This window comes from Pseudomonas sp. C9D1, assembly GCF_056491235.1.
On the sequence record NZ_JBSZIE010000003.1, the window covers coordinates 379,483 to 403,007 of the forward strand.

The window sequence follows — 23,525 nt, forward strand, 5'->3', positions numbered from 1 at the left end:
TTCCGCGTCAGTTCCCCACGGGGGTGCGCATGGTGACGAACTCCTCGGCGGCGGTGGGGTGCACACCGATGGTCTCGTCGAAGATGCGCTTGGTGGCGCCGGCCTTGAGCGCCACGGCCAGGCCCTGGACGATCTCGCCTGCCTCGGGGCCGACCATGTGGCAGCCGAGCACGCGGTCGCTTTCGGCGTCGACCACCAGCTTCATCAGGGTGCGTTCCTGGTTCTCGGTGAGGGTCAGCTTCATGGGGCGGAAGCGGCTCTCGAAGACCTTGACCTTGTGGCCGCGCGCGCGGGCGTCTTCCTCGCTGAGGCCGACGGTGCCGATATTGGGCAGGCTGAAGACAGCAGTGGGGATGTGGTCGTAATCCACCGGGCGATATTCGGCGGGCTTGAACAGGCGACGGGCGACGGCCATGCCTTCGGCGAGCGCGACCGGGGTCAGTTGCACGCGGCCGATGACATCGCCCAGGGCGAGGATGGAGGGCTCGGTGGTGCGGTATTCGTCGTCCACCTTGATGAAGCCACGGTCGTCCAGCTCGACGCCGGTGTTCTCCAGGCCCAGGTCGTCCAGCATCGGGCGGCGGCCGGTGGCGTAGAACACGCAGTCGGCCTCGAGGGTGCGGCCGTCCTTGAGGGTGGCGAGCAGGCTGCCGTCGGCCTGCTTGTCGATGCGGGTGATGTCGGCATTGAACTGCAGGTCGAGCCCCTTGCGGCTCAGCTCGTCACGCAGGTGGGTGCGCACGGCGCCGTCGAAGCCGCGCAGGAACAGGTCCTTGCGATACAGCAGCGTGGTCTTGGCGCCCAGGCCGTGGAAGATCGAGGCGAACTCGACGGCGATGTAGCCGCCGCCCACCACCAGCACGCGCTGGGGCAGTTTTTCGAGGAAGAAGGCTTCGTTGGAGCTGATGGCGTGCTCGCGGCCCGGCAGATCAGGAATCTGCGGCCAGCCACCGGTGGCGACGAGGATGTGCTCGGCGCTGAAGCGCTGCTCGCCGACCTGCACGGTGTGGGCATCCACCAGGCGCGCATGGCCCTCCAGCAGGGTGACGCCGCTGTTAACCAGCAGGTTGCGGTAGATGCCGTTGAGGCGCTGGATTTCGCGGTTCTTGTTGGCGATCAGGGTGGGCCAGTCGAAGCCCGCCTCGCCCAGGTTCCAGCCGTAACCCTGGGCCTGCTCGAAGTCTTCGGAGAAGTGGGCGCCGTACACCAGCATCTTTTTCGGCACGCAACCGACGTTCACGCAAGTGCCGCCCAGGTAGCGGCTTTCCGCTACCGCGACGCGGGCACCGAAACCGGCGGCGAAGCGCGAGGCACGTACACCGGCGGAGCCGGCTCCTATGACGAAGAGGTCGAAATCGTAGGCCATGGCAGGGTCTCCAGAAACAGGCGGCCAGCATACCTGAACGGGCGCCGCTGACCAGTTGCCGGGCCTATGCTTGAGCCAGCGAAGGAGGAACCCCATGCGCCCTACCCTCACCCACCTCGCCCTGCACGTGCCGGACCTCGAACCCTGCATCCGCTTCTACGAAGCGTTCTGCGGCATGCGTGTGATTCACGAGCGCGCCGGCAAGGGCTCGAAGATCGTCTGGATGGCCGAGCCGGGGCAGGAGCACCGCTTCATCTTCGTCATCATGCCCGGCGGCCGCCCGCGCGACCTGGCGCCGGACGACTACAGCCACTTCGGGTTCGCCCTGGACAGCCGCGAGGCGGTGGACGCGATAGCCGCCCGCGCCCGGTCCGAGGGCTGCCTGGTGTGGGCGCCACGGGACGAGCCCTACCCGGTAGGCTACTACTGCGGGCTGCGGGACCCGGCGGGAAACTACGTGGAGTTCAGCTACGGGCAGCCATTGGGGCCGGGTTCGGAGGGGATGGTGATTCCCTGAGCACGACCTCCCGGGCTGAAGCCCGGGCTACGTGAATGCCGGAAACGACAAGGCCGCCCAGAAGCGGCCTTGTGGATGCGACTGGCAGGGCCTGATCAGTAGGCCTTGCCGGTCTTGTAGAGGTTTTCGAAGCAGTAGTTGGTCGCGTCGATGTAGCCTTCGGCGCCACCGCAGTCGAAACGCTTGCCCTTGAACTTGTACGCCAGCACGCAACCGTCCTGGGCCTGCTTCATCAGGGCGTCGGTGATCTGGATCTCGCCACCCTTGCCCGGCTCGGTTTCTTCGATCAGCTTGAAGATGTCCGGGGTGAGGATGTAGCGGCCGATGATCGCCAGGTTGGACGGGGCGTCTTCCGGCTTGGGCTTCTCGACCATGCTGTTCACGCGGTAGATATCGTCACGGATCATCTCGCCTGCGATCACGCCATACTTGGAGGTCTCCTCCGGCGGTACTTCCTGGATGGCGACGATGGAGCAGCGGAACTGGTTGTACAGCTTGACCATCTGGGTCAGCACGCCGTCACCTTCGAGGTTCAGGCAGAGGTCGTCCGCCAGGACCACGGCGAAGGGCTCGTCGCCGATCAGCGGTCGGCCGCTGAGGATGGCGTGGCCGAGGCCTTTCATTTCCACCTGGCGGGTGTAGGAGAAGCTGCACTGGTCGATCAGGCGGCGGATGCCGACCAGGTATTTCTCCTTGTCGGTGCCCTTGATCTGGTGCTCCAGCTCGTAGCTGATGTCGAAGTGGTCTTCCAGGGCGCGCTTGCCGCGGCCGGTGACGATGGAGATCTCGCTGAGGCCTGCGTCGAGGGCCTCTTCAACGCCGTACTGGATCAGTGGCTTGTTCACCACCGGCAGCATTTCCTTGGGCATGGCCTTGGTGGCTGGCAGAAAACGGGTACCGTAACCAGCGGCCGGGAACAGGCATTTCTTGATCATGTTTAACCTTGAAAAGGTGGGGTGTTGGGCAAACTGCCGCGCAGTCTAATCAGGCCGCAGTCGCCTTACAATGCCCAGCTGCTGGGCGTCCGATGCCGCGATATAGAAACCCCATTCCAGCCAGCTGCGCCGGGTCGTAGAGATTCCTGCCATCGAAGATGACCGGCATTTTCATCAGACCGCGAATCCGCTCGAAGTTCGGCTGCCGGAACTGCTTCCATTCGGTCACCAGCACCAGGGCGTCGGCATTCTCCACCGCCTGGTACGGCGAGTCGCCCAAGTGTAGCTGCCCGCTGGCGAGCTGCTCCGGGTAGCGCGCCGCCACCGCTGACACCGCCACGGGATCACAGGCGCGAACGCGCGCGCCCGCAGCGAGCAGCGCATCCAGCAGCACCAGGCTCGGCGCCTCGCGCAGGTCATCAGTGCCGGGCTTGAAGGCCAGCCCCCAGACCGCAACGGTGCGCCCGCGCACGAAACCATTGAAGTGCTCACGCACGGACTGGAACAGCAGGGTCTTCTGCAGCGCGTTGCGCGCCTCGACCGCCCGCAGGATGCCGGGCTCGATGCCTTCCTGCTCGGCACAGCGGATCAGCGCGCGCACATCCTTGGGGAAGCACGAGCCGCCATAGCCGCAGCCGGCATAGATGAAATGGGTGCCGATGCGCCGATCACTGCCGATACCGCGGCGCACCTCCTCCACATCGACACCCAGGCGCGCACAGAGGCCGGCCATCTCGTTCATGAAGGAGATGCGTGTGGCGAGGAAGGCGTTGGCGGCGTACTTGCTGAATTCGGCGGCACGGGTGGCCATCACCAGCACCCTATCGTGGTTGCGCGAGAACGGCGCGTAGAGGCGGCGCAGCAATTCGCCGGAGGCCGGGTCGTCACAGCCGATGATGATGCGGTCCGGCCGCATGAAGTCGTCGATCGCCGAACCTTCCTTGAGGAACTCGGGGTTACTTGCCACCGGCACGGTGAATGCCAGGTCACGCCTGGCGAGCGCCATGTGGATGCGATCCGCTACCCGCTCCGCCGTACCCACCGGCACCGTGGACTTGTTCACTACCAGGCAGGGCCGCCGCAGCATGGCGCCCAGCTGATCGGCCACCGCCAGCACGTGGGAAAGGTCGGCAGAGCCGTCCTCGCCGCTGGGGGTGCCGACGGCGATGAAGATGATCTCCGCCCGTTCGACGCTCTCCTCCAGCTGCGCGCTGAAGCTCAGCTGGCCGCTGGCGAGGTGCATCTTCAACATGGCTTCCAGGCCGGGCTCGTAGATCGTCGGCTCGCCACGTTGCAGGCGCGCGAGGCGCCAGGGATCGCGCTCCACGCAAACGACCCGATTGCCCATCTCGGCGAAACAGGCCGCCGCCACCAGCCCGACGTAACCCGCACCGACGACGCAAAGCTGCATGGCTCACCCTCCCTGTATGGATACAGGGATTGCAGCGGACTCCGGTGGCAGAACGGTGACAGCGGGATGACCGCGCCGTGATGGCGCTCAGCGCCCGTCGGCGGGAAGGTTGAGCTCGACCTCGACCAGGGTTTCGGTGGACTCGTGGACCACGGGCTCGCCGGCGTAGGTGCCGAGGGTTTCCCAGTGCTGATCGAGGCCAGCGCCGATGGCCGCCAGGTGATCGATCATGCGTTGCCCGGCCTGTTTGATGGCCTGGTCGTCGCTGCGCATCATCTCGAACGACATTTCGGTCATCGCGGCGGTGAGGTGGGTGAGACTGCGGGTTGTGAGACTGAGCAGGCGAACCAACTGCTGTTCCTTGGATTCCATTCATGCACCTCTTGAACCTGACTCCTTCAGGCAGCACTCAGGCTAGCTGAAAAGCATGGCAACACATGCGCGGAGCCCGGTACTGCAAGAAAAATTTCAAATTTGAGCAGCCTGCCCGCACAGGGGTTCAAACCCGGCGGGGAAATCGGACAAGCGGAACCGCCCCTATCCTTCGTACGGAAAAGGCAAGCGCACAACCACGCATCCAGAAGGATGGAACTTCGAAACATGGCGATAGGTCAGGAGATCAGGTAGCTGCAATCCATGTCCGTCGGGAAGTCATGCCGATTTCCGGAAGCGCTGCCGGAGTGCCCCACGACAACCCTATGGGAGATCCGTCATGCAGCTATTCATCAATTCGGTCGGCGAACGCTTCGTCATAGAAGGCGGCATCACGGTGGAAGTGATCAGCATCCACGGGCATCAGGTGAAGTTCGGCATCGTCGCGCCGAAGAACGTTGCCGTGCACCGCAAGGAAGTCTACGAACGCATCCAGGCCGGCGTACCGCACCCCAAGCTGACGGCCTGAACCGGTCCTTTCACCCGAAGAACGAGGGCGCGTGCGCCTTTTTCCGGCTGCAGTAATCCGGCCAAGCCAGCCCCTGCACGCAGCCAGGGGCGCAGCTCGTCGAGCCGATCGAAGGTTCTTTGCGTTGAGGCCAGGTCACTTCTACGCTCCCTGAACATTTACTCCATGGAGGGCATCGCCATGTCATACGACCTCAATCGGGCGTACATCCAGGTTAGTGATATGCCGATTTTCGAAGCGTTCAAGGGCGCCCCAGTGGCTGGCCACCTGATAGTCCGGGCCTGCGAGCTGTCGAATCGCGAATACGGCCACCGCCACCAGAAACTCGCAAAATCCAACAACATGAAGCATCCGCCCAGCGCCGACCGCATCTTCGCCGGCTACCTCGTGGTGCGGAACATCGACACCCCCGCACAATACGAAACCTGGATGCCGGGCCACGTCTTCGAAGACCTCTACAGGCCGGCCAAGGCAGCACGCGGCGCCGCGTAGCATTGAATGCCCTGCTGCCTCATCCAGGCGCAGGGCTTTTCACTTGCGAGATACCTAGATAGGGCTGAGCGCCCGGCTACCGCGTCGTCACCCCAACGCGCTGAATTGCGGCAATTTGTGGGAATTGCGGCAATAAAAACAACAAGGGCCTGCGTACATGATGCACGCAAGCCCTTGATTCGTATGGTGCCCGAAGCCGGGGTCGAACCGGCACGCTGTTACCAGCGAGGGATTTTAAGTCCCTTGCGTCTACCGATTTCGCCATTCGGGCGGTAGCGCTGAACGATGGGAAGAGTGCCCTCCCTTTCGCGAGGGCAGGACTATATACAGCCACTCCTCCCCACGCAAGCCGACGAAAATACCCCGCCGGAAACCTTAAACCATGTAGATCGGCGATCTCGGGCTCACCCGAAATCCCCCACCCTGCGCGCTCAAACTAAAGAACAACGCATAAAAGAAAAAGCCCCACAGGCGTGAGCCTGCGGGGCTTTGTATTGGAGGCCAGAGTCGGAATCGAACCGGCGTACACGGATTTGCAATCCGCTGCATGACCACTCTGCCATCCGGCCTCAAACGAAGACGCCGCTTGGGGCGGCGTCTATCGTGACAATCTGGAGCGGGAAACGAGACTCGAACTCGCGACCCCGACCTTGGCAAGGTCGTGCTCTACCAACTGAGCTATTCCCGCTTTGTCTTGGTGACGGGCGCCATTCTATAGATTCATAAGCGCCCGTCAACCCCTTGATTCAAAAAAGTTTATTTCTTTTTCGGCTCGGTGCTGAGATGCGGCCAGGCGGCCAGCAGGTAGTGCAGCATCGACCACAGGGTAAGGCCGGCAGCGATGATCAGTAGCACATAGCCCACCAGCACCCAGAAGGTGAAATGCGGCGGGTTGGCCAGCAGGATCACCAGTGCCAGCATCTGCGCGGCAGTCTTCCATTTACCGAGATTGGATACCGCCACATGGGCGCGGGCGCCGATCTCGGCCATCCACTCGCGCAACGCGGAGACGACGATCTCGCGGCCGATGATGATGGCGGCCGGCAGGCTCAGCCACAGGTTGTGATGCTCCTCCACCAGCAGCACCAGCGCCACGGCGACCATCAGCTTGTCGGCCACGGGGTCGAGGAAGGCGCCGAAGGGGGTGCTCTGCTCCCAGCGCCGGGCCAGGTAGCCATCGAACCAGTCGGTCACCGCTGCCACAGCGAACACCGCACTGGCTGCCAGGTAGCTCCAGGAAAACGGCATATAGAAGAGCAGGATGAAGACGGGAATCAGCAGAACGCGCAGAACGGTGAGAAGATTAGGAATATTCATCGTGACAGCTGAACCGGAAATGAGCGGGCATTCTACTCGCTGTGCAGGGCTGCATAAATCGACTCTGCGAGCTTTTTGCTGATACCAGGCGCCTTGGCGATTTCCTCGATGCTGGCGCGGGACAGTTCCTGCAGCCCACCGAAGTGCTTGAGCAGCTCGCGCCGACGCTTTGGCCCCACGCCCGCCACCTCCTCCAGACTGGAAGTTCGCCGAGCCTTGCCACGACGAGCGCGATGACCCGTGATAGCGAAACGGTGGGCTTCGTCGCGGATCTGCTGGATCAGGTGCAGCGCGGGCGAGTCCGCCGGCAAGGTGAACTCATGGGCCGCGTCGTTCAGGTAAAGGGTCTCGAAGCCGGGCTTGCGGGTCACGCCCTTGGCGACACCGAGGAGGATGAGCTCGGGCACGGCCAGCTCCTGGAGCACTTCCTGCGCCATCGCCATCTGGCCCTTGCCGCCGTCGACCAGCAGGATGTCGGGGAGCTTGCCCTCACCTTCCTTGAGCTTGCTGAAGCGGCGGGTCAGCGCCTGGTGCATGGCGGCGTAGTCGTCGCCAGCGGTGACGCCTTCGATGTTGTAACGGCGGTAGTCCGACTTCAGCGCACCTTCCGGCCCAAAGACCACGCAAGAGGCAACGGTCGCCTCACCACTGGAGTGGCTGATGTCGTAGCACTCCAGCCGTTGCGGCGGCTCGTCCAGGTCCAGCACCTCGGCCAGCGCTTCGAACTTGTCAGCCATGTGCTGACGATTGGCGAGGCGCGCAGCCAGGGCCTGCTCGGCGTTGGTGACGGCCAGCTGCTGCCAGCGGGCACGATTGGTCCGTACCCGATGACTGATGCTCAGCTCCCGCCCACGCAGTTCGGCGATGGCCTGGACCAGCGTGGGGAAGTCCTCATGCACGGTATTGACGATGAGCTCCTGGGGCAGGTCGCGCTCCATGTTGCTCAGGTAGTACTGGGCGATGAAGGCCACCAGTACGTCACCTACCTCCTCCTCGATAGCGACCTGGGGGAAGAAGTTCTTGCTGCCAAGCACTCGCCCGCCACGCACGCTGATCATGTGCACACAGGCACCGCCCGGGTTGACGATGGCGGCGACCACATCCACATCCCCGGTACCGCCCTCGATGCTCTGCTGATCCTGGACGCGGCGCAGGATGGCGACCTGATCGCGCAGCTCGGCGGCTCGCTCGAACTCCAGCCGCATCGAGGCCTGCTCCATGCTGCTGGACAGCTCCTCGGCCAGCGCATTGCTACGCCCCTCGAGGAACATCACCGAATGCCGCACGTCCTCGGCGTACTCGGCCGGCTCGACCAAATCCACGCACGGCCCCTTGCAACGCTTGATCTGGTATTGCAGGCAGGGCCTGGTGCGATTGCGGAAGTAGCTGTCCTCACACTGGCGCACGAGAAAGGCCTTCTGCAGCAAGGCGAGACTCTCGCGAATGGCCCCGGCGCTTGGATAGGGCCCGAAATAACGCCCCTTCCGCTTCTTCGCACCACGGTGGATGCTCAGGCGCGGATACGGGCCATCGGACAGGTGCACGTAGGGATAGGATTTGTCGTCGCGCAACAGGATGTTGTACGGCGGGCGCCACTCCTTGATCAGGGTCTGCTCGAGCAGCAGCGCCTCGGTCTCGTTGGCGGTGATGGTGGTTTCAATCTGCGCGATCTTCGCCACCAGGGCGGCGGTCTTGGGTGCCAGCCCGGTCTTGCGGAAGTAGCTGGCGAGGCGCTTCTTGAGGTTCTTGGCCTTGCCCACATAGAGGAGCTTGCCGCCCTCTTCGAACATCCGGTAAACACCCGGGCGCCCGCTGCAGGCGGCAAGGAAATCAGTTGCGTCGAAAATGTCGGGCATCTTAGCTGACGGCGTCCACCATGCCGTGGCGCACGGCCAGGAGGGCCAGCTCGACGTCACTGGAAATGGAGAGCTTGTCGAAGATCCGGTACCGGTAGGTGTTCACGGTCTTGGGCGACAGGCACAGCTTGTCGGAGATGGTCTGCACCTTCTGGCAGTTGGCGATCATCAGGGCGATCTGGATCTCGCGCTCGGAAAGCAGGTCGAAGGGCGAGCCACTGGTTTGCGGCTGGAAGGATTTCAGCGCCAACTGCTGAGCGATCTGCGGGCTGATATAGCGCTGCCCACCGAACACCTGGCGAATGGCCTGGACCATCTCTTCCAATGCGGCGCCCTTGGTCAGGTAACCGGCAGCACCTGCCTGCAGCAAACGCGTGGGGAACGGGTCTTCCTCGCAGACGGTAACGGCCACCACCTTGACGTCCGGATGGCTGCGCAACAGCTTGCGGGTCGCCTCCAAGCCGCCGATGCCCGGCATCTTCACGTCCATGAGCACGACATCCGGCTTGAGCTCACGCGCCTTCTTGAGCGCCTCTTCGCCGCTGTCGGCCTGCCCGATCACCTGCAGGCCGTCTATATCGGCCAGCATGCGCGTTATACCTGTACGAACCAGATCGTGGTCATCGACCACCAGTACCCTAATCAAGCGACACCTCGCAGTGCATCGCAGACCGCCTGGGCGGCTGGATTGTAGAAAGGCAGATACATTATCAAGACAGCCTCACAAGACCTAGCTTGATTCATCGCCGTCAAATAGCAAGCGCCAGGAAAACACAGTCCATAGGGGCTGACAATCGAGCACCAGGCAGGGAGACGCACTCTCAAGGTGGCACATCACAGCACCACCTGAAAGTTATGGCTGCAATCGGGCGACCAGCGAACCGAAAGCGCGCGGCCGCCCTCGCCTTAGCGAGAACCTGCCTCTTCGATGAGTTGCTGCAAAACCTGCAATACGCGCCCAGGCTCGGACATCTGCGGGAAGTGCCCACTGCGGGCCGCCAGCAACCGCTGACCATAAGGAGAAAGCGCGGACAACCCAAGCTGGTTGCGCGCCCGCAAGGCGACGGCTTCGGCGGACATCAGCCAGGCAAGAGGACGCCGCGCCCCCGATAGCACCCGCAGCGGGATCGGCGGAAAGCCAGGCGCCGCCGCCATCTGCGCCAGTGTCTCGCGCTCGTTGCTTACTTCGTCTTATGGAGTGCGCCGTGTCAGCCAGCCAGGCGCTGCACACCCAGCGTTGCTTCACGCTTTTCCGGCATGTGTTTCGTGGCCATCCCTGCATGCGACATCGCGCTCCGATGCGACGATCCGTGGCAAGGATTCTCCACGCCGGCTCGACCCCGAAGCCAGTCATGGCAGGAGGCTGTTCCTTGCAGGGCATTTCATCTACGGCAATGGGAAGCTTCCCGGAACCAGGATGCGATGATCGAGCTCACGCACATCCTTGTAGCCACATAGCGCCAGCGTCAGGTCCATTTCTCGGCCGATGATTTCCAGCACTTTGTCGACCCCCTCCTCCCCCAAGGCGCCAAGGCCATAGAGATGCGCCCTACCGATCAGTGCGGCGCGAGCGCCGAGGGCCAGGGACTTGATCACGTCCTGCCCGCTGCGAATGCCGCCATCCAGCCACACCTCCACCTGCTGACCCACCGCCTCGACTATGACGGGCAACGCACTGATGCTCGAAGGTGCTCCATCCAGCTGACGGCCACCGTGGTTGCTGACGACCAAGGCGTCGGCGCCGAGGCTGGCGGCGATACATGCATCCTCCGCGTCGAGAATGCCCTTGAGCACCAACTTGCCGCCCCAACGCTGCTTGATCCAGGCGATATCACCCCAGTTGAAGCTCGGGTCGAACTGCTCCAGGGTCCAGTCGGCCAAACGATGCAGATCATCCACACCTTTCACATGCCCCATGACATTGCCAAAGTGATGACGCCGGGTACGCAACATACCCGCAGCCCAGAGGGGCTTGCAGAGGATATCCAGCAGATTGGCGGCGGTTAGCCGGGGCGGCGTGCTCAAGCCGTTTTTCAGATCCTTGTGGCGCTGACCGCTCAGCGGCAGGTCGAGGGTCAGCACCAATGCGTCGCAGCCAGCGGCCTTGGCCCTGTCGATCAGGCTACCGACGAACCCACGGTCCCGCATGACATAGAGCTGGAACCAGAACGGCGCACCGACCGCGTCGGCAATGTCCTCCAGGGAGCAGATGCTGACCGTCGACAAGGTGTAGCGGATACCCGCACGCGCTGCTGCTCGTGCCGCCAGTATCTCGCCGTCGGCGTGCAGCATGCCGGCCAGGCCGGTAGGTGCGATGGCCAGCGGCATGGTCATGTCGATGCCAAGCATCCGGGTCGCCAACGAGCGATGCTCGATATCGCGGCCGACACGCTGGCGTAACTTGATCCGGGCGAAATCAGCCTGGTTCTCCCGGTAGGTGGTCTCGGTCCAAGAGCCGGCATCGACATAGTCGTAGAACATTCTCGGAACGCGTCGACGGGCCAGCGCACGAAGGTCTTCGACACAGGTGATGGTGGGCATGCAGTCCTCCTCAGGCGATCGGGGAGGATGCTAGCGAGCCAGCCTGTGGCGAATGAGGAAAAGAATTCCCGCTACCCAGGCGGATTATTCCGCGAGCAGTTCATCCATCTGCGCCTGCGACTGAGTCACCGCGTCACTGCAGATCGACCTCAGCCACACCATGAATGCATCGGCAGCCGGTGAGGCTTTCAGCAGCACCGCTTCGTAGTGATAGGAAGGCCGGCTGCGCACACGCCCAAGGGGTACCAGTTGCCCGTCCGCCAACCACGGGCGAGCCAGCGAAGGCCGGGCGAGGACCACGCCCTGACCATTGGCCGCAGCCTCCAGCATCATGCCCAGGTCGAGCAGCGCCGGCCCCTGGTCAGGTTCTGGCAGGGACAGCCCGGCAGCTGCCAACCAAGGCCGCCAGGGCTCCAGAGGGGAACGAAGAAGTGGCAGGCGACCGAAGTCCGGCGCGCTGCCGGGCACCGAGAGCCGGGCCAGCAACTGCGGAGCGGCCAGGGGCTGCAGCCACTCATCGAGAAGCGGTAGAGCACATGAACCCTCGGGGCTCCCGCCGAAGATATCGACATCACTCGCGCCATTCCCGGCGCCATTCAGCGGCGCCGTCACCTGGATTTCCAGATCGACACCGGGGTGGGCCAGGCAATGCTCCGCCAGGCGGGGAATAAGGATTTGCCGTGCGAAGGTCGGCGGACAGGAAATGGCCAGGCGTTGCCGACGCTGCACCAGACGACTGTGCATGGGAATCGCCACGAGCTGCGCCATCACCGGCCTGATCTGCTCCAGATAGACCTACCTGCCCCTGTGCCGTCAATGACAAGGCGCCGTCACGGCGATTGAGCAACTGCACACCCAGCAACTGCTCGAGCCCGGAGACCCGCTTTCTCAGCGCGCTGCCCGTCAGCGACAACTCCTCAGCGGCGCGCTCGAACGAGCCAAGGCGGGCAGCGGCCACGAACGCCTGCATGGCATCCAGGGACGGCAGTCGATAGTTGCCATAGTCATTCATGCTTGCCCCCTACTCCGCTCATCCTCGTCAAACACAGTGGAACTCACGAGCGCGAATGTATCGGAAAAAACCTCCCTGCCTGCGGGAGGCTATTTCCACGCACCGCCGACGGCTCATCACTAGGATGGCCCTGCATGCCGGACGGTGGACGAGAAGCCCTGATCTCCGCCTTGAAATGACAACAAGAACAAGGGATATCGATCATGCTCAAACCCTCAGCAGTCGCTTTCTTCATTGCCATCTCGGCGCTCGAAGCCCACGCCTCCACTTTGACCGTCGTTTCCCTGGGCGGCCTGAACAAGCAAGCCCAGCAAGCAGCGTTCTACACGCCCTTTGAGCAAGCCCATGGCACCCCGGTGCGTTCGGACGACTACAACGGCGAACTGGGCAGGATCAAGGCCATGGTCGCGACCGGCTCCATCAGCTGGGACCTGGTCGAGGTGGACCACGCCGACCTGCAGCGAGGCTGCGAAGAGGGCCTTTTCGAGCCCCTGCCACCACTGCAGAAATTGAATGCCGAAGACCTGATCGACGACGCGATCAGCGAGTGCGGCGTGGGCATATTCATCTGGTCGACCGCTTTGACCTACGACGCCAAGGCGCTGGCAACCGCACCCAAAGGCTGGACGGACTTCTGGGACCTGGACGCATTCCCCGGCAAACGCGCCCTGCGCAAGGGCGCCAAGCTCACCTTGGAAATCGCCCTGATGGCCGACGGCGTGCCCTCCGAGCAGGTTTACGAGGTGCTATCGAACCCCCAAGGCGTCGAGCGCGCATTCCGCAAGCTGGACCAGATCAAACCCCATATCCAGTGGTGGGAAACAGGGGCTCAGCCCTTGCAGTGGCTGGCCTCGCGCGATGTCGTCATGACCTCCGGCTACACCGCCAGGGCGATAGGTGCGCGCAAGGATGGCTACGACTTCCCGGTGATCTGGGCCGGTAGCCTCTATGACATGGACAACTGGGCCATCGTCAGAGGCAGCCGCAATCAAACCGCCGCCCTGCAATTCATGCAGTTCACCAGCCAGCCCGATCAACAGGCACGCTTTGCCGAGATCATGCACAACGGGCCAGTGAACCTTCGCGCCCTCGACATGGTGAGCCCCGCTACACGGGCGGATTTCCCCACCGCGCCAGAGAACATCGCACCGGCGCTGAAGGTCGATGCGCAGTTCTGGCTGGACCACGGCGAGGAGTTGGAGCAGCGCTTTATTGCTTGGTCGGCTAAGTAGCACCTGCCAAGGCCACGGAGAACGTCATCCACGAGCAAGTACGGCGTGTTGCGTTGCAGGAGGAGCAACCCGATCCCTACCATCGCCGTACTTGCAACGAGGAAAACCCATGAGTGACAACGAACTGATCCAGCAACGCTCAAGCTCCGCAATGGCCTACGCGAACAAGCCCAGCGTTCTCGTCGAAGTCTTCAAGAAGTACGAAGACAGCGTCCTGTTTCCCTATTTCGTCTGGGCGGTGAATCTACTGGGAGGCGGGACGATCGACCGGATCGCCTCCAATCATGTGGCCAGCTACAACATCAAGCGGCTGGACAACCTCTTCGAGCACCTGGCAAGAAGAGTGGATCGCAACGCCCCAGACCCTGAGTCAGAAGAATTCATGGCGGCGCTGCATGTATGCATCACCGCGCTCATGGGCAGCACGAGCCAAAGGAAGGCCAACTACTTCGCCGCCATCCTCGCGCATGCATGGATGAACAGCTCAACTGACTGGAACGAGCTTTCACAGGTGCTGAAACTCATCAGAGAGCTGGAGGACGTCCACATCATCATCCTTCGCGAAGCCGCGGCATTGGGGCAGGACGCACGCGGCAAGGCCATCATCTTCAGCGTGGGTCAGAGCGCCCCGAATGCAATACCGCTGGACCCCAAGCTCACAGCCTTCGACCCGAACCTGATCGCACTGTGCATCTCCGAGCTCATTGCCAAGGGCCTGCTCAACGACTCATTCACCCAGAGAACCAGCTTCAGCAATAACGGCGGCCGCCAAGCCGCAGAGCTGGTCTATTCACTCTCCGACCTGGGCAAATGGTTCATCAGAAGGATCCAGGATCCCGACATCAAGACTGGCAGTGGTGCGACATCGACCCTGTCGACCACGACCTGAGCGCTCGACAACACCTGAAGATGCAAGACCGTTAAGCGCAAGACGGTCCAGGTAGCCAAGGCCCAGAAACGACAAAGCCCCGAAGAACGGGGCTTTGCGGTGTAACTATATGGCGGAAGCGGTGAGATTCGAACTCACGGACAGTTTCCCGTCGGCGGTTTTCAAGACCGCTGCCTTCAACCACTCGGCCACACTTCCGCATTTGCGGGCCGCCATACTACCCGAACGCAACACGCTGTCAAACTCTCGCAACAGAGCCGATGCTGACCTCTGTTATCATTTCGCTCGACTGCGGTCACGGACCCAATTTCTTGCAGGAGTTTTGCAGATGAGCGATCAAGATTACGTACTGAACCAGGCGCAGGCCGGCGGGCTCGAAGTCAGCCGCGTGCTGCGCAATACCTACGGGCTGCTGGCGCTGACCCTGGCTTTCAGTGGCCTGGTCGCCTATGTCGCGCAGCAGATGCGCGTCGCCTACCCGAGCATCTTCGTGGTGCTGATCGGTTTCTACGGCCTGTTCTTCCTCACCGTAAAACTGCGTAACTCGTCCTGGGGCCTGCTTTCCACCTTCGCCCTGACCGGTTTCATGGGTTACACCCTGGGCCCGATCCTCAACCGCTACCTGGGCATGCCCAACGGCGGCGAGGTGATCAGCTCGGCCTTCGCCATGACGGCCCTGGTGTTCTTCGGCCTGTCCGCCTACGTGCTGACGACCCGCAAGGACATGAGCTTCCTCGGCGGCTTCATCACCGCGGGCTTCTTCGTCCTGATCGGCGCCATGCTGGCGAGCTTCTTCTTCGAGATCAGCGGCCTGCAACTGGCGATCAGCGCCGGCTTCGTGGTGTTCGCCTCGGTCTGCATCCTTTATCAGACCAGTGCGATCATCCATGGCGGTGAGCGCAACTACATCATGGCGACCATCAGCCTGTACGTGTCGATCTACAACCTGTTCGTCAGCCTGCTGCAGATCTTCGGCGTGATGAGCGGCGACGACTGATAGCAACGCCTTGCAAGAGCCCGCTTCGGCGGGCTTTTTCTTGCCTGCAAAACCTGGACGCAAGCCGTATCATTGCGCCCAGCAATCCTGTGTCGAAGCACCCTCATGAAATTCGCCATCGCCCTCTTCGCCCCCGCTCATGCGCCCTCCTCCCGCCGCGCCCTGCGCTTCGCCGAGGCCGTACTGGACGGTGGCCACGAAATTACCCGACTGTTCTTCTATCAGGACGGTGTCCACAGCGCCTCCGCCAATGTGGTGACCCCGCAGGACGAGCCGGACATAGCCCGCGACTGGGCCAATCTTCTGGCCAAGCACCAGCTGGACGGTGTGGTTTGCATCGCTGCCGCCCTGCGCCGCGGCGTGATCAACCAGGAAGAGGCCGAACGCTATGGCCGCGTAGCCGCCAACCTGGCGCCGGGGTGGGAACTCTCCGGCCTGGGCCAGCTGCATGAGGCTGCACAGATGGCCGACCGCCTGATCTGCTTCGGAGGGAATTGATATGGCCAAGTCCATGCTGATCATCAGTCGCAGTGCGCCCTGGGCCGGCCCCGGTGCCCGTGAGGCGCTGGATATCGCCCTGGCAGGCGGTGCTTTCGACCTGCCGCTGGCAATACTGTTTCTGGACGATGGCGTCTTCCAGCTCGCCAACAACCAGGCCCCCGCAAAACTGCAGCAGAAAGACCTGACCGCCAACCTGCAGGCCCTGCCGCTGTTCGGCGTGGAAGCCCTCTACGCTTGCGCCTACAGCCTGGACAAACGTGGCCTGACCGCCAACGGGCTGAATCTTCCCGTCGAGGTCCTGGATGATGCAGCCCTGCGTTCCCTCATCGGGCGCCATGATCAGGTAATCACCCTCTGATGAGCACATTGCACGTTCTTTCCCATTCGCCATTCGGTGACGACCGCTTCACCAGCTGCCTGCGCCTGCTGGGCGAACAGGATGCGCTGCTGCTCAGCGGTGAAGCCGTCCAGGCCCTGCGCCAGTCGACCGCCCCGTTTGAGCAACTGGAAGCCCTCCCGACTGGCATCGCTCTTTTTGCCCTGGAAGAAGATGTGGCCGCGCGAGCGCTCGGAACCCTGCCCTCGCGTATCACACAGCTCGACTACCCGGGGTTCGTGGCGCTTTGCATCCAGCACGACAAGGTGAACAGCTGGCTATGAGCAGCCTCGACCTCAACGGACAGTGCATCCCGCTGGATAAGGACGGCTACCTGCAAGAGCTGGCGGACTGGTCCCCGGCGGTCGCTGAAGCCCTGGCCCTTCGCGAAGAAATCACGCTACGGGCCGAGCATTGGGAAATCCTCGATTTGCTGCGGCGCTTCTACGCTGAATTCCAGCTGTCGCCGGCCAATCGCCCACTGATCAAGTACGTCGCCCAGCAGCTCGGCCCGGACAAGGGCAACAGCCTGCATCTCAACCACCTATTCAAGGGCGCCCCGGCCAAGCTTGCCGCCAAGCTCGCCGGCCTGCCCAAGCCGACCAATTGCCTATGACTCCCGCCGCCCCCGTTGAACACCCCTTCGCCCAGTTCGTGCGTATCCTCGGCAAGGGCAAGCGTGGCGCCCGCCCCATGACCCGCGAAGAAGCTCGCGAAGCCATGGGCATGCTACTGGACGGCAAGACAGAAGACAGCCAACTGGGCGCCTTCCTCATGCTGCTGCGGCACAAGGAAGAAAGTGCCGAAGAGCTGGCCGGCTTCACTGAAGCCTTTCGTGAACGCAACGACGCTCCGGCCATTCCCGTGGACATCGACTGGCCCAGCTACGCGGGCAAGAAGCGCCACCACCCCTGGTTCCTGCTGGCCGCCAAGGCACTGGCCCATGGCGGCGTGCGCATCCTCCTGCACGGCGGCGGCCTGCACACGGCGGGCCGCATCTACACCGAGCAATGCCTGGAGCTGCTCGGCATACCCGACTGCACGAACTGGCAGGACGTCGCCCTGGCACTGGACCAGCAGAACCTCGCGTTCATCCCGCTGGGCGCCTGGTCGGCACCGCTGCAGCGGATGATCGACCTGCGCAACATCCTCGGCCTGCGTTCGCCGATCCACTCGCTGGCACGCATCCTCAACCCGCTGGGCGCACGCTGCGGGCTGCAGAGCATCTTCCATCCGGGCTATCAGGCAGTGCACCGTGAAGCCAGCCGGTTGCTCGGCGATACGGCAATCGTGATCAAGGGTGAAGGCGGAGAGATCGAGGTCAACCCGGATGCCACCTCCCACCTATACGGCACCCAGGGCGGCAGCGACTGGGACGAGGAATGGCCGGCCCTCTCGCCCCTGCGCCATGTCAAACCCGAGCGCATCGAGGCGGCACAGCTGCTGGGCGTGTGGGACGGCAGCATCGAAGACAGCTACGCCCGCCTGGCCATTCTCAGCACCATGGCCCTGGCCCTTCGTGGCCTGGGCAAACCCCGGGATAAAGCCTTCAGCGAAGCGGAAACGCTGTGGGCCAACCGGAATCGTTCGATTTAATCGATCAAAGACACTTTGAATTTGCGCCATTCAATCGACTCAACACCATTAGACTCAGCCCAATTTCCAACTTCAGAGGGTCAGAGCCATGGGATTGCTGGTCGAAGGCAAATGGCAGGACAAGTGGTACGACACCGCCAAAGACGGTCGCTTTCAACGTGAAAGCGCGCGCCGGCGCAACTGGATCACCGCTGACGGGTCGCCCGGCCCGAGCGGCAAGGGTGGCTTCACCGCCGAGCCCGGCCGCTACCACCTCTACGTGTCGCTGGCCTGCCCCTGGGCCCACCGCACGCTGATCTTCCGCAAGCTGAAAGGCCTCGAAAGCCTGATCGACGTTTCCGTGGTCAGCTGGTTGATGCTGGAGAACGGCTGGACCTTCGATCGCAGCCACGGATCGAGCGGCGATGCTCTCGACGGCCTAGATTACCTCCATCAGCGCTATACCCGCGATGACGCCGACTACACCGGCCGCGTGACCGTGCCGCTGCTGTGGGACAAATTCGAAGGGCGCATCGTCAGCAACGAGTCCTCCGAGATCATCCGCATGTTCAACTCGGCCTTCGATGGCCTGACCAATGATCGCCAGGACTTCTACCCGGAACACCTGCGCAGCGAAATCGACGCGCTGAACGAACGCATCTATCCGGCGATCAACAATGGCGTCTATCGGGCAGGCTTCGCCACCACCCAGGACGCCTACGAGGAAGCCTTCGGCGAGCTGTTCAATGAATTGGATGCCCTGGAAGCGCTACTGGGCGAGCGCCGATACCTGGCCGGAAGCCACCTGACCGAAGCGGACTGGCGCCTGTTCACCACGCTGATACGCTTCGACGCCGTCTACCACGGGCATTTCAAGTGCAACCTGCGTCGCCTCGCCGACTACCCCAACCTCTCCGGCTGGTTGCGCGAGCTGTACCAATGGCCCGGAGTGGCCGAGACGGTGGACTTCGAGCACATCAAGAGCCACTACTACGGCAGCCACCGCACCATCAACCCGACCGGGATCATTCCCGCCGGCCCGTTGCAGGACTTCAGCCAGCCCCATGGGCGCGACCACCTGCCGGGCAAGGGCGTGGCTCAGTCGGCCTGAGCCCCTTCGAACCAGGCGAGCTTGTCACGCAGTTGCACTACCTCACCCACGATTACCAGGGTGGGCGCGTGCACTTCGTGCTCGGCGACCAGCTGCGGCAGGTCGCCGAGGGTACCGGTGAACACTCGCTGGTTGCTGGTGGTGCCTTGCTGCACCAGAGCGGCCGGCGTATCCGCTGCGCGCCCGTGGCGGATCAGCTCGCTGCAGATACTCGGCAAGCCCACCAACCCCATGTAGAACACCAGGGTCTGCCCCGGCGCCACCAGATCGGTCCAAGGCAGGTCGCTGCTGCCGTCCTTTAGGTGTCCCGTGACGAAGCGAACCGACTGCGCATAGTCGCGGTGGGTCAGCGGAATCCCGGCATAGGCGGCACAGCCCGACGCTGCGGTGATGCCAGGCACCACCTGGAAGGGAATGCCATTGGCGGCCAACTCACCGATTTCCTCGCCACCACGACCGAAGATGAACGGATCACCACCCTTCAGGCGCAGCACGCGCTTGCCCTGGCGCGCCAGGTCGATCAGCTGACGATTGATTTCGTCCTGGGGCACGGCGTGTTCCGAGCGGCGCTTACCAACGTAGATACGCTCGGCATCACGACGGCACATCTCGACGATGGGGCCCGCCACCAGGCGGTCGTAGAGCACCACATCGGCCTGCTGCATCAGACGCAAGGCGCGGAAGGTCAGCAGATCGGGATCACCCGGGCCCGCACCCACCAGGTAAACCTCACCCAACGCCTGCTTGGCTCCACCACCAGCCACGCGCTCCTCGAGCATGCGCTCGGCTTCGGCCGGTTGGCCGGCGAGCATGCGCTCAGCGATCGCCCCCTGGAAAACGTCCTCCCAGAACACCCGACGCTGCTGCACATCAGGGAAGAGCGCCTTGACCCGGCTGCGAAAGCGGCTGGCGAGCCCGGCTAGCTGGCCATAGGCGGAAGGGATCCAGGTTTCGATCTTGGCGCGGATCAGCCGTGCCAGAACCGGTGCATCCCCCGCGCTGGAGACGGCGACGATCAGCGGCGAGCGATCGACAATGGCGGGGAAGATCACGCTGCACAGGGCCGGCGCATCCACCACGTTCACCGGCACGCCGCGCGCCTGCGCATGCTGTGAAATCAGTGCATTGAGCGGTTCGTCATCCGTGGCGGCAATGGCCAGCACGCACTGATCGAGATCCGACTCTTCGTAACCACGGAGATGGGCCTGCCCCTGCGATGCCAGCACCAGCTCACTCAACTGGCCGTCGATCTCCGGCGCCACCACACGCAGCACCGCACCGGCATCCGCCAGCAGGCGGGCCTTGCGCAGGGCGACTTCGCCTCCGCCGACGACGAGCACCTGGCGGCCCTGGAGGTTATGGAAGAGCGGGAGGAAATCCATGGGGAAGCCTTGCTGCAGTGGTTGCCGTGGAAAACGACGCCCGCATCCGGGGAGAACCGGAACGCGGGCGCCTGGGAGCACTCAAGCCACTCCCGCCGAAGCGGGAGCGATGAGGATCAACCGATGATTTCGATACCGCCCATGTAGGGCTTGAGTACGTCCGGCACGCGGATGGAACCGTCCGCCTGCTGGTAGTTCTCCAGCACGGCAACCAGGGTACGACCGACTGCCAGGCCGGAGCCATTGAGGGTGTGTACCAGCTCGGGCTTGCCGGTTTCCGGGTTGCGGTAACGGGCCTGCATGCGGCGAGCCTGGAAATCACCGCAGTTAGAGCAGGAGGAGATCTCGCGGTACTTGTCCTGGCTCGGCACCCAGACTTCCAGGTCATAGGTCTTGGTGGCGCCAAAGCCCATGTCACCGGTGCACAGGGCCAGGACGCGGTACGGCAGTTCGAGCAGCTGCAGGACCTTCTCGGCGTTGCCGGTCAGGCTTTCCAGAGCCTCGAAGGACTTGGACGGCTCGACGATCTGCACCATCTCGACCTTGTCGAACTGGTGCTGGCGGATCATCCCGCGGGTATCGCGACCGGAGGCGCCGGCTTCGCTGCGGAAGCAAGGCGTGTGGGCGACGAACTTCAGTGGCAGCTGCTTGGCGTCGAGGATCGCGCCAGCCACGATGTTGGTCAGGGACACTTCAGCGGTGGGGATCAGGTACAGATCGGCCTCATCTTCACGGCCGATCTTGAACAGGTCTTCCTCGAACTTCGGCAGCTGGCCGGTGCCCTGCAGTGCAGGAGCCTGGACCAGGTAAGGCGTGTAGGCCTCTTCGTAACCGTGCTCGGCGGTGTGCAGGTTGATCATGAATTGCGCCAGGGCGCGATGCAGACGGGCGATGGGGCCACGCAGCAAAGCGAAGCGTGCACCGGAGAGCTTGGCGGCGGTCTCGAAGTCCAGCCAGCCATGGGTTTCGCCCAGGCTGACGTGGTCCTTGACCTCGAAATCGAAGCTGCGCGGAGTGCCCCAACGGCGAACTTCGACGTTGCCCTCCTCATCCTCGCCCACCGGCACGGATTCGTGAGGCAGGTTGGGGATGTTCAGCAGCAGGTTGTCCAGCTCGACCTGGATGTTCTCCAACTCGCGCTTGCCCTCTTCCAGCTCATTACCCATGCGGTCGACATCCGCCAGCAGCGGTGCAATGTCTTCGCCACGCTGCTTGGCCTGGCCGATGGCCTTGGAGCGGCTATTACGCTCGGCTTGCAGCTGCTCGGTGCGGGTCTGCACGGACTTGCGCTGGTTTTCCAGGGATTCGAGGCGCGCCACGTCCAGTTGGAAGCCGCGGCTGGCGAGGCGGTCAGCCACTTCCTGGGTCTGGGTACGTACCAGTTTGGAGTCGAGCATGTGAGGTTCCCGTCTATCAGAATTTGGTCAGAGTCAGGCCTGCCCAGGTGGCGAGCAGGCCTCCCAGCACGCTTACCGCCGCATAGCCAAGGGCCAGGGGCAGCTGGCCGCTTTCCAGCAGGCGCAGCGTGTCGAGGGAAAACGAAGAAAACGTCGTCAGGCCGCCGAGGAAGCCGACCATCAGCCCGGCGCGGATCTCGACGGGCACTTCGGGCCGTTGCAGGAACAGGCCGTAGAGAAAACCGATGAGCAGGCAGCCGACGATATTGACGGCAAGAGTACCGAGGTAGAAGTGGCGAGGCCAGTGGGCGTTCACCCAATTACCAGCGGCGAAGCGCAGCAGGGTGCCGGCGATGCCCCCCACCGCCACGGAAAGGACCAGGGGGATCATGGGCGCCTCTTCCTCGGGCTGCGGGCATCGAGCCCGGCCAGGTGCTCCAGCTTGTCGCGGATCTTCAGCTCCAGGCCACGCGGCACGGGCTGGTAGTACTGGCGCGGCTCGAGGTTTTCGGGGAAGTAGTCCTCACCCGCCGCATAGGCATCCGGCTCGTCATGGGCGTAGCGGTACTCATCGCCATAACCGAGCTGCTTCATCAGCTTGGTCGGGGCGTTGCGCAGGTGCAGCGGAACCTCATGGGAGCCGTTTTCAGCGACATCGCGCATGGCGGTCTTGAAGGCGGTATAGACGGCATTGCTCTTCGGTGCGCAGGCAAGGTAGACGATGGCCTGGGCCACCGCCAGCTCGCCCTCCGGGCTGCCGAGGCGCTCCTGCACATCCCAGGCAGCCAGGCACAGGCTCAGAGCGCGCGGATCGGCGTTGCCGATGTCCTCGCTGGCCATGCGCACCACGCGCCGGGCGATGTAGAGCGGATCACAGCCGCCGTCGATCATCCGCGCATACCAATAAAGCGCGCCATCGGGGCTGGAGCCGCGCACGGACTTGTGCAAGGCGGAAATCTGGTCGTAGAAGGCCTCGCCACCCTTGTCGAAACGACGGCGGCTGTCACCCAGGAGGTTCTGTAGCAGCTCGGGCTCGATATCGCTGTCGTCCTCGGCGAGGTCGGCCGCATTCTCCAGCAAGTTGAGCAGGCGTCGGCCATCACCATCGGCAGCGGCGAGCAGAATGGCGAAGCTCTCGTCCGGCAGGCGCAGCTTGCGCTTGCCGAGCCCCTTCTCCTCGTTCAACGCACGGTCGACAAGCCGCCGCAACGCGGCCTCGTCCAGGCTCTTGAGCACATAGACACGGGCCCGGGACAACAGCGCGTTATTCAGTTCAAATGAGGGGTTTTCGGTGGTGGCGCCGATGAAGATCAGCGTGCCGTCCTCGACGTAAGGGAGGAAGGCGTCCTGCTGGGACTTGTTGAAACGGTGCACTTCGTCGACGAAGAGGATGGTGCGACGACCGTACTGGGCCGCCTGCTGCTTGGCCATCTCCACCGACTGGCGGATTTCCTTGACGCCGGAGAGCACCGCCGAAATCGTCTCGAAATGGGCGTCACTGACCTGGGCCAGAAGCTTGGCCAGGGTGGTCTTGCCCACACCCGGCGGCCCCCAGAAGATCATGGAGTGCAGCGCCCCCTGCTCCAGTGCCTCACGCAGGGGCTTGCCCGGCGCCAACAGGTGCTCCTGGCCAACGTACTCATCCAGACTGCTGGCGCGCAGGCGTGCGGCCAGGGGCTGGGCGATGGGCTCGGAACGGAACAGGTCCATGGCTGCG

Annotated in this window: 25 protein-coding genes, 4 tRNA genes and 1 pseudogene; 12 read left to right on the forward strand and 18 right to left on the reverse strand. The window is 63.3% G+C overall.

All coding sequences use genetic code 11. The features are described from left to right. Positions 1-7: 7 nt before the first annotated feature. Positions 8-1,366, reverse strand: a complete 1,359-nt coding sequence (gene gorA / locus ACXI0U_RS29205; RefSeq protein WP_479551235.1) for a glutathione-disulfide reductase — start codon at positions 1,364-1,366, stop codon at positions 8-10. 94 nt (positions 1,367-1,460) lie between these two features. Between gorA and ACXI0U_RS29210 the strand changes: the two genes are divergently transcribed. Further along, positions 1,461-1,883 (forward strand): VOC family protein, encoded by a 423-nt coding sequence (locus ACXI0U_RS29210; RefSeq protein WP_479551236.1) that lies wholly within the window; start codon positions 1,461-1,463, stop codon positions 1,881-1,883. A 95-nt stretch (positions 1,884-1,978) separates the two neighbouring features. Here ACXI0U_RS29210 and galU read toward each other — a convergent pair whose 3' ends face one another. The 3 genes from galU to ACXI0U_RS29225 all read right to left on the reverse strand — a co-directional run bounded on the left by galU (position 1,979) and on the right by ACXI0U_RS29225 (position 4,601). Further along, entirely contained in the window at positions 1,979-2,818 is an 840-nt protein-coding gene (galU, locus tag ACXI0U_RS29215; RefSeq protein ID WP_021222492.1) for a UTP--glucose-1-phosphate uridylyltransferase GalU, read from the reverse strand. A gap of 49 nt (positions 2,819-2,867) precedes the next feature. After that, positions 2,868-4,229, reverse strand: a complete 1,362-nt coding sequence (locus ACXI0U_RS29220) for a UDP-glucose dehydrogenase family protein (protein WP_479551237.1) — start codon at positions 4,227-4,229, stop codon at positions 2,868-2,870. Positions 4,230-4,316: 87 nt separating this feature from the next. Then, the gene (locus tag ACXI0U_RS29225) at positions 4,317-4,601 is read right to left on the reverse strand and encodes a hypothetical protein (RefSeq protein ID WP_021222490.1); all 285 of its coding nucleotides are present in this window, start codon (positions 4,599-4,601) and stop codon (positions 4,317-4,319) included. 340 nt (positions 4,602-4,941) lie between these two features. Here ACXI0U_RS29225 and ACXI0U_RS29230 point away from each other — a divergent pair, with 340 nt between their 5' ends. After that, on the forward strand, positions 4,942-5,130 hold the full coding sequence (locus ACXI0U_RS29230) for a carbon storage regulator (protein ID WP_021222489.1): 189 nt from the start codon (positions 4,942-4,944) through the stop codon (positions 5,128-5,130). Positions 5,131-5,310: 180 nt separating this feature from the next. Continuing rightward, positions 5,311-5,622, forward strand: coding sequence for a hypothetical protein (locus ACXI0U_RS29235; RefSeq protein WP_184490247.1), 312 nt, complete (start codon positions 5,311-5,313; stop codon positions 5,620-5,622). A gap of 184 nt (positions 5,623-5,806) precedes the next feature. Here the strand turns inward: ACXI0U_RS29235 and ACXI0U_RS29240 are convergent. The 9 genes and pseudogenes from ACXI0U_RS29240 to ACXI0U_RS29280 all read right to left on the reverse strand — a co-directional run. Next, positions 5,807-5,893 (reverse strand) — tRNA-Leu (locus tag ACXI0U_RS29240). A gap of 224 nt (positions 5,894-6,117) precedes the next feature. Beyond that, positions 6,118-6,191: transfer RNA gene (locus ACXI0U_RS29245), tRNA-Cys, on the reverse strand. 43 nt (positions 6,192-6,234) lie between these two features. After that, positions 6,235-6,310, reverse strand: a tRNA-Gly gene (locus ACXI0U_RS29250). Positions 6,311-6,378: 68 nt separating this feature from the next. After that, entirely contained in the window at positions 6,379-6,939 is a 561-nt protein-coding gene (pgsA, locus tag ACXI0U_RS29255) for a CDP-diacylglycerol--glycerol-3-phosphate 3-phosphatidyltransferase (RefSeq protein WP_021218990.1), read from the reverse strand. A gap of 32 nt (positions 6,940-6,971) precedes the next feature. After that, a complete protein-coding gene (gene uvrC, locus ACXI0U_RS29260) occupies positions 6,972-8,795 on the reverse strand; it encodes an excinuclease ABC subunit UvrC (RefSeq protein ID WP_435635568.1) in 1,824 nt (607 codons plus the stop codon). A gap of 1 nt (position 8,796) precedes the next feature. Further along, positions 8,797-9,441, reverse strand: coding sequence for a response regulator transcription factor GacA (gacA, locus tag ACXI0U_RS29265; RefSeq protein WP_031287554.1), 645 nt, complete (start codon positions 9,439-9,441; stop codon positions 8,797-8,799). A 740-nt stretch (positions 9,442-10,181) separates the two neighbouring features. Next, positions 10,182-11,336: an alpha-hydroxy acid oxidase gene (locus tag ACXI0U_RS29270; protein ID WP_374981262.1), complete on the reverse strand. Its 1,155-nt coding sequence runs from the start codon at positions 11,334-11,336 to the stop codon at positions 10,182-10,184. Between the two features lie 84 nt (positions 11,337-11,420). Beyond that, the gene (locus tag ACXI0U_RS29275; RefSeq protein ID WP_479551238.1) at positions 11,421-12,080 is read right to left on the reverse strand and encodes a LysR substrate-binding domain-containing protein; all 660 of its coding nucleotides are present in this window, start codon (positions 12,078-12,080) and stop codon (positions 11,421-11,423) included. Between the two features lie 115 nt (positions 12,081-12,195). Then, positions 12,196-12,348, reverse strand: a pseudogene (locus ACXI0U_RS29280) (LysR family transcriptional regulator); the annotation flags it as partial. Between the two features lie 203 nt (positions 12,349-12,551). On the opposite strand from ACXI0U_RS29280, the gene ACXI0U_RS29285 reads away from it, so the two are divergent. Both ACXI0U_RS29285 and ACXI0U_RS29290 read left to right on the forward strand, forming a co-directional pair. Continuing rightward, a complete protein-coding gene (locus ACXI0U_RS29285; RefSeq protein WP_479551239.1) occupies positions 12,552-13,580 on the forward strand; it encodes an ABC transporter substrate-binding protein in 1,029 nt (342 codons plus the stop codon). A gap of 109 nt (positions 13,581-13,689) precedes the next feature. Next, on the forward strand, positions 13,690-14,469 hold the full coding sequence (locus ACXI0U_RS29290; protein WP_374981265.1) for a hypothetical protein: 780 nt from the start codon (positions 13,690-13,692) through the stop codon (positions 14,467-14,469). A gap of 110 nt (positions 14,470-14,579) precedes the next feature. Here the strand turns inward: ACXI0U_RS29290 and ACXI0U_RS29295 are convergent. Then, positions 14,580-14,667 (reverse strand) — tRNA-Ser (locus ACXI0U_RS29295). 130 nt (positions 14,668-14,797) lie between these two features. On the opposite strand from ACXI0U_RS29295, the gene ACXI0U_RS29300 reads away from it, so the two are divergent. The 7 genes from ACXI0U_RS29300 to ACXI0U_RS29330 all read left to right on the forward strand — a co-directional run bounded on the left by ACXI0U_RS29300 (position 14,798) and on the right by ACXI0U_RS29330 (position 19,029). Continuing rightward, positions 14,798-15,466: a Bax inhibitor-1/YccA family protein gene (locus ACXI0U_RS29300; RefSeq protein WP_021219001.1), complete on the forward strand. Its 669-nt coding sequence runs from the start codon at positions 14,798-14,800 to the stop codon at positions 15,464-15,466. Between the two features lie 105 nt (positions 15,467-15,571). After that, the gene (gene tusD / locus ACXI0U_RS29305) at positions 15,572-15,964 is read left to right on the forward strand and encodes a sulfurtransferase complex subunit TusD (protein ID WP_021219002.1); all 393 of its coding nucleotides are present in this window, start codon (positions 15,572-15,574) and stop codon (positions 15,962-15,964) included. A gap of 1 nt (position 15,965) precedes the next feature. Next, the gene (gene tusC, locus ACXI0U_RS29310; protein WP_021219003.1) at positions 15,966-16,325 is read left to right on the forward strand and encodes a sulfurtransferase complex subunit TusC; all 360 of its coding nucleotides are present in this window, start codon (positions 15,966-15,968) and stop codon (positions 16,323-16,325) included. Further along, complete coding sequence (gene tusB, locus ACXI0U_RS29315) at positions 16,325-16,627, forward strand: sulfurtransferase complex subunit TusB (protein ID WP_021219004.1); 303 nt, start codon at positions 16,325-16,327, stop codon at positions 16,625-16,627. The genes tusC and tusB overlap by 1 nt, the downstream gene beginning before the upstream one ends. Next, entirely contained in the window at positions 16,624-16,959 is a 336-nt protein-coding gene (locus ACXI0U_RS29320) for a TusE/DsrC/DsvC family sulfur relay protein (RefSeq protein ID WP_021219005.1), read from the forward strand. The genes tusB and ACXI0U_RS29320 overlap by 4 nt, the downstream gene beginning before the upstream one ends. Next, positions 16,956-17,939 carry a glycosyl transferase family protein gene (locus tag ACXI0U_RS29325; RefSeq protein ID WP_271661001.1) on the forward strand — a complete coding sequence of 328 codons (984 nt, stop codon included), beginning with the start codon at positions 16,956-16,958 and terminating at the stop codon, positions 17,937-17,939. Before ACXI0U_RS29320 ends, ACXI0U_RS29325 begins: the two co-directional genes overlap by 4 nt. 88 nt (positions 17,940-18,027) lie before the next feature. Beyond that, positions 18,028-19,029, forward strand: a complete 1,002-nt coding sequence (locus ACXI0U_RS29330) for a glutathione S-transferase family protein (protein WP_374981268.1) — start codon at positions 18,028-18,030, stop codon at positions 19,027-19,029. On the opposite strand, the gene cysG is transcribed toward ACXI0U_RS29330, so the two are convergent. From cysG to ACXI0U_RS29350, 4 genes are all read right to left on the reverse strand, one after another. Next, positions 19,017-20,411: a siroheme synthase CysG gene (gene cysG / locus ACXI0U_RS29335; RefSeq protein ID WP_265168404.1), complete on the reverse strand. Its 1,395-nt coding sequence runs from the start codon at positions 20,409-20,411 to the stop codon at positions 19,017-19,019. The two genes, ACXI0U_RS29330 and cysG, sit on opposite strands and share 13 nt — an antisense overlap. Positions 20,412-20,527: 116 nt before the next feature. Next, positions 20,528-21,808, reverse strand: coding sequence for a serine--tRNA ligase (serS, locus tag ACXI0U_RS29340; protein ID WP_043241734.1), 1,281 nt, complete (start codon positions 21,806-21,808; stop codon positions 20,528-20,530). A gap of 16 nt (positions 21,809-21,824) precedes the next feature. After that, a complete protein-coding gene (gene crcB / locus ACXI0U_RS29345) occupies positions 21,825-22,199 on the reverse strand; it encodes a fluoride efflux transporter CrcB (RefSeq protein ID WP_184490262.1) in 375 nt (124 codons plus the stop codon). Then, entirely contained in the window at positions 22,196-23,518 is a 1,323-nt protein-coding gene (locus ACXI0U_RS29350) for a replication-associated recombination protein A (RefSeq protein ID WP_021219011.1), read from the reverse strand. The genes crcB and ACXI0U_RS29350 overlap by 4 nt, the downstream gene beginning before the upstream one ends. Positions 23,519-23,525: the final 7 nt, after the last annotated feature.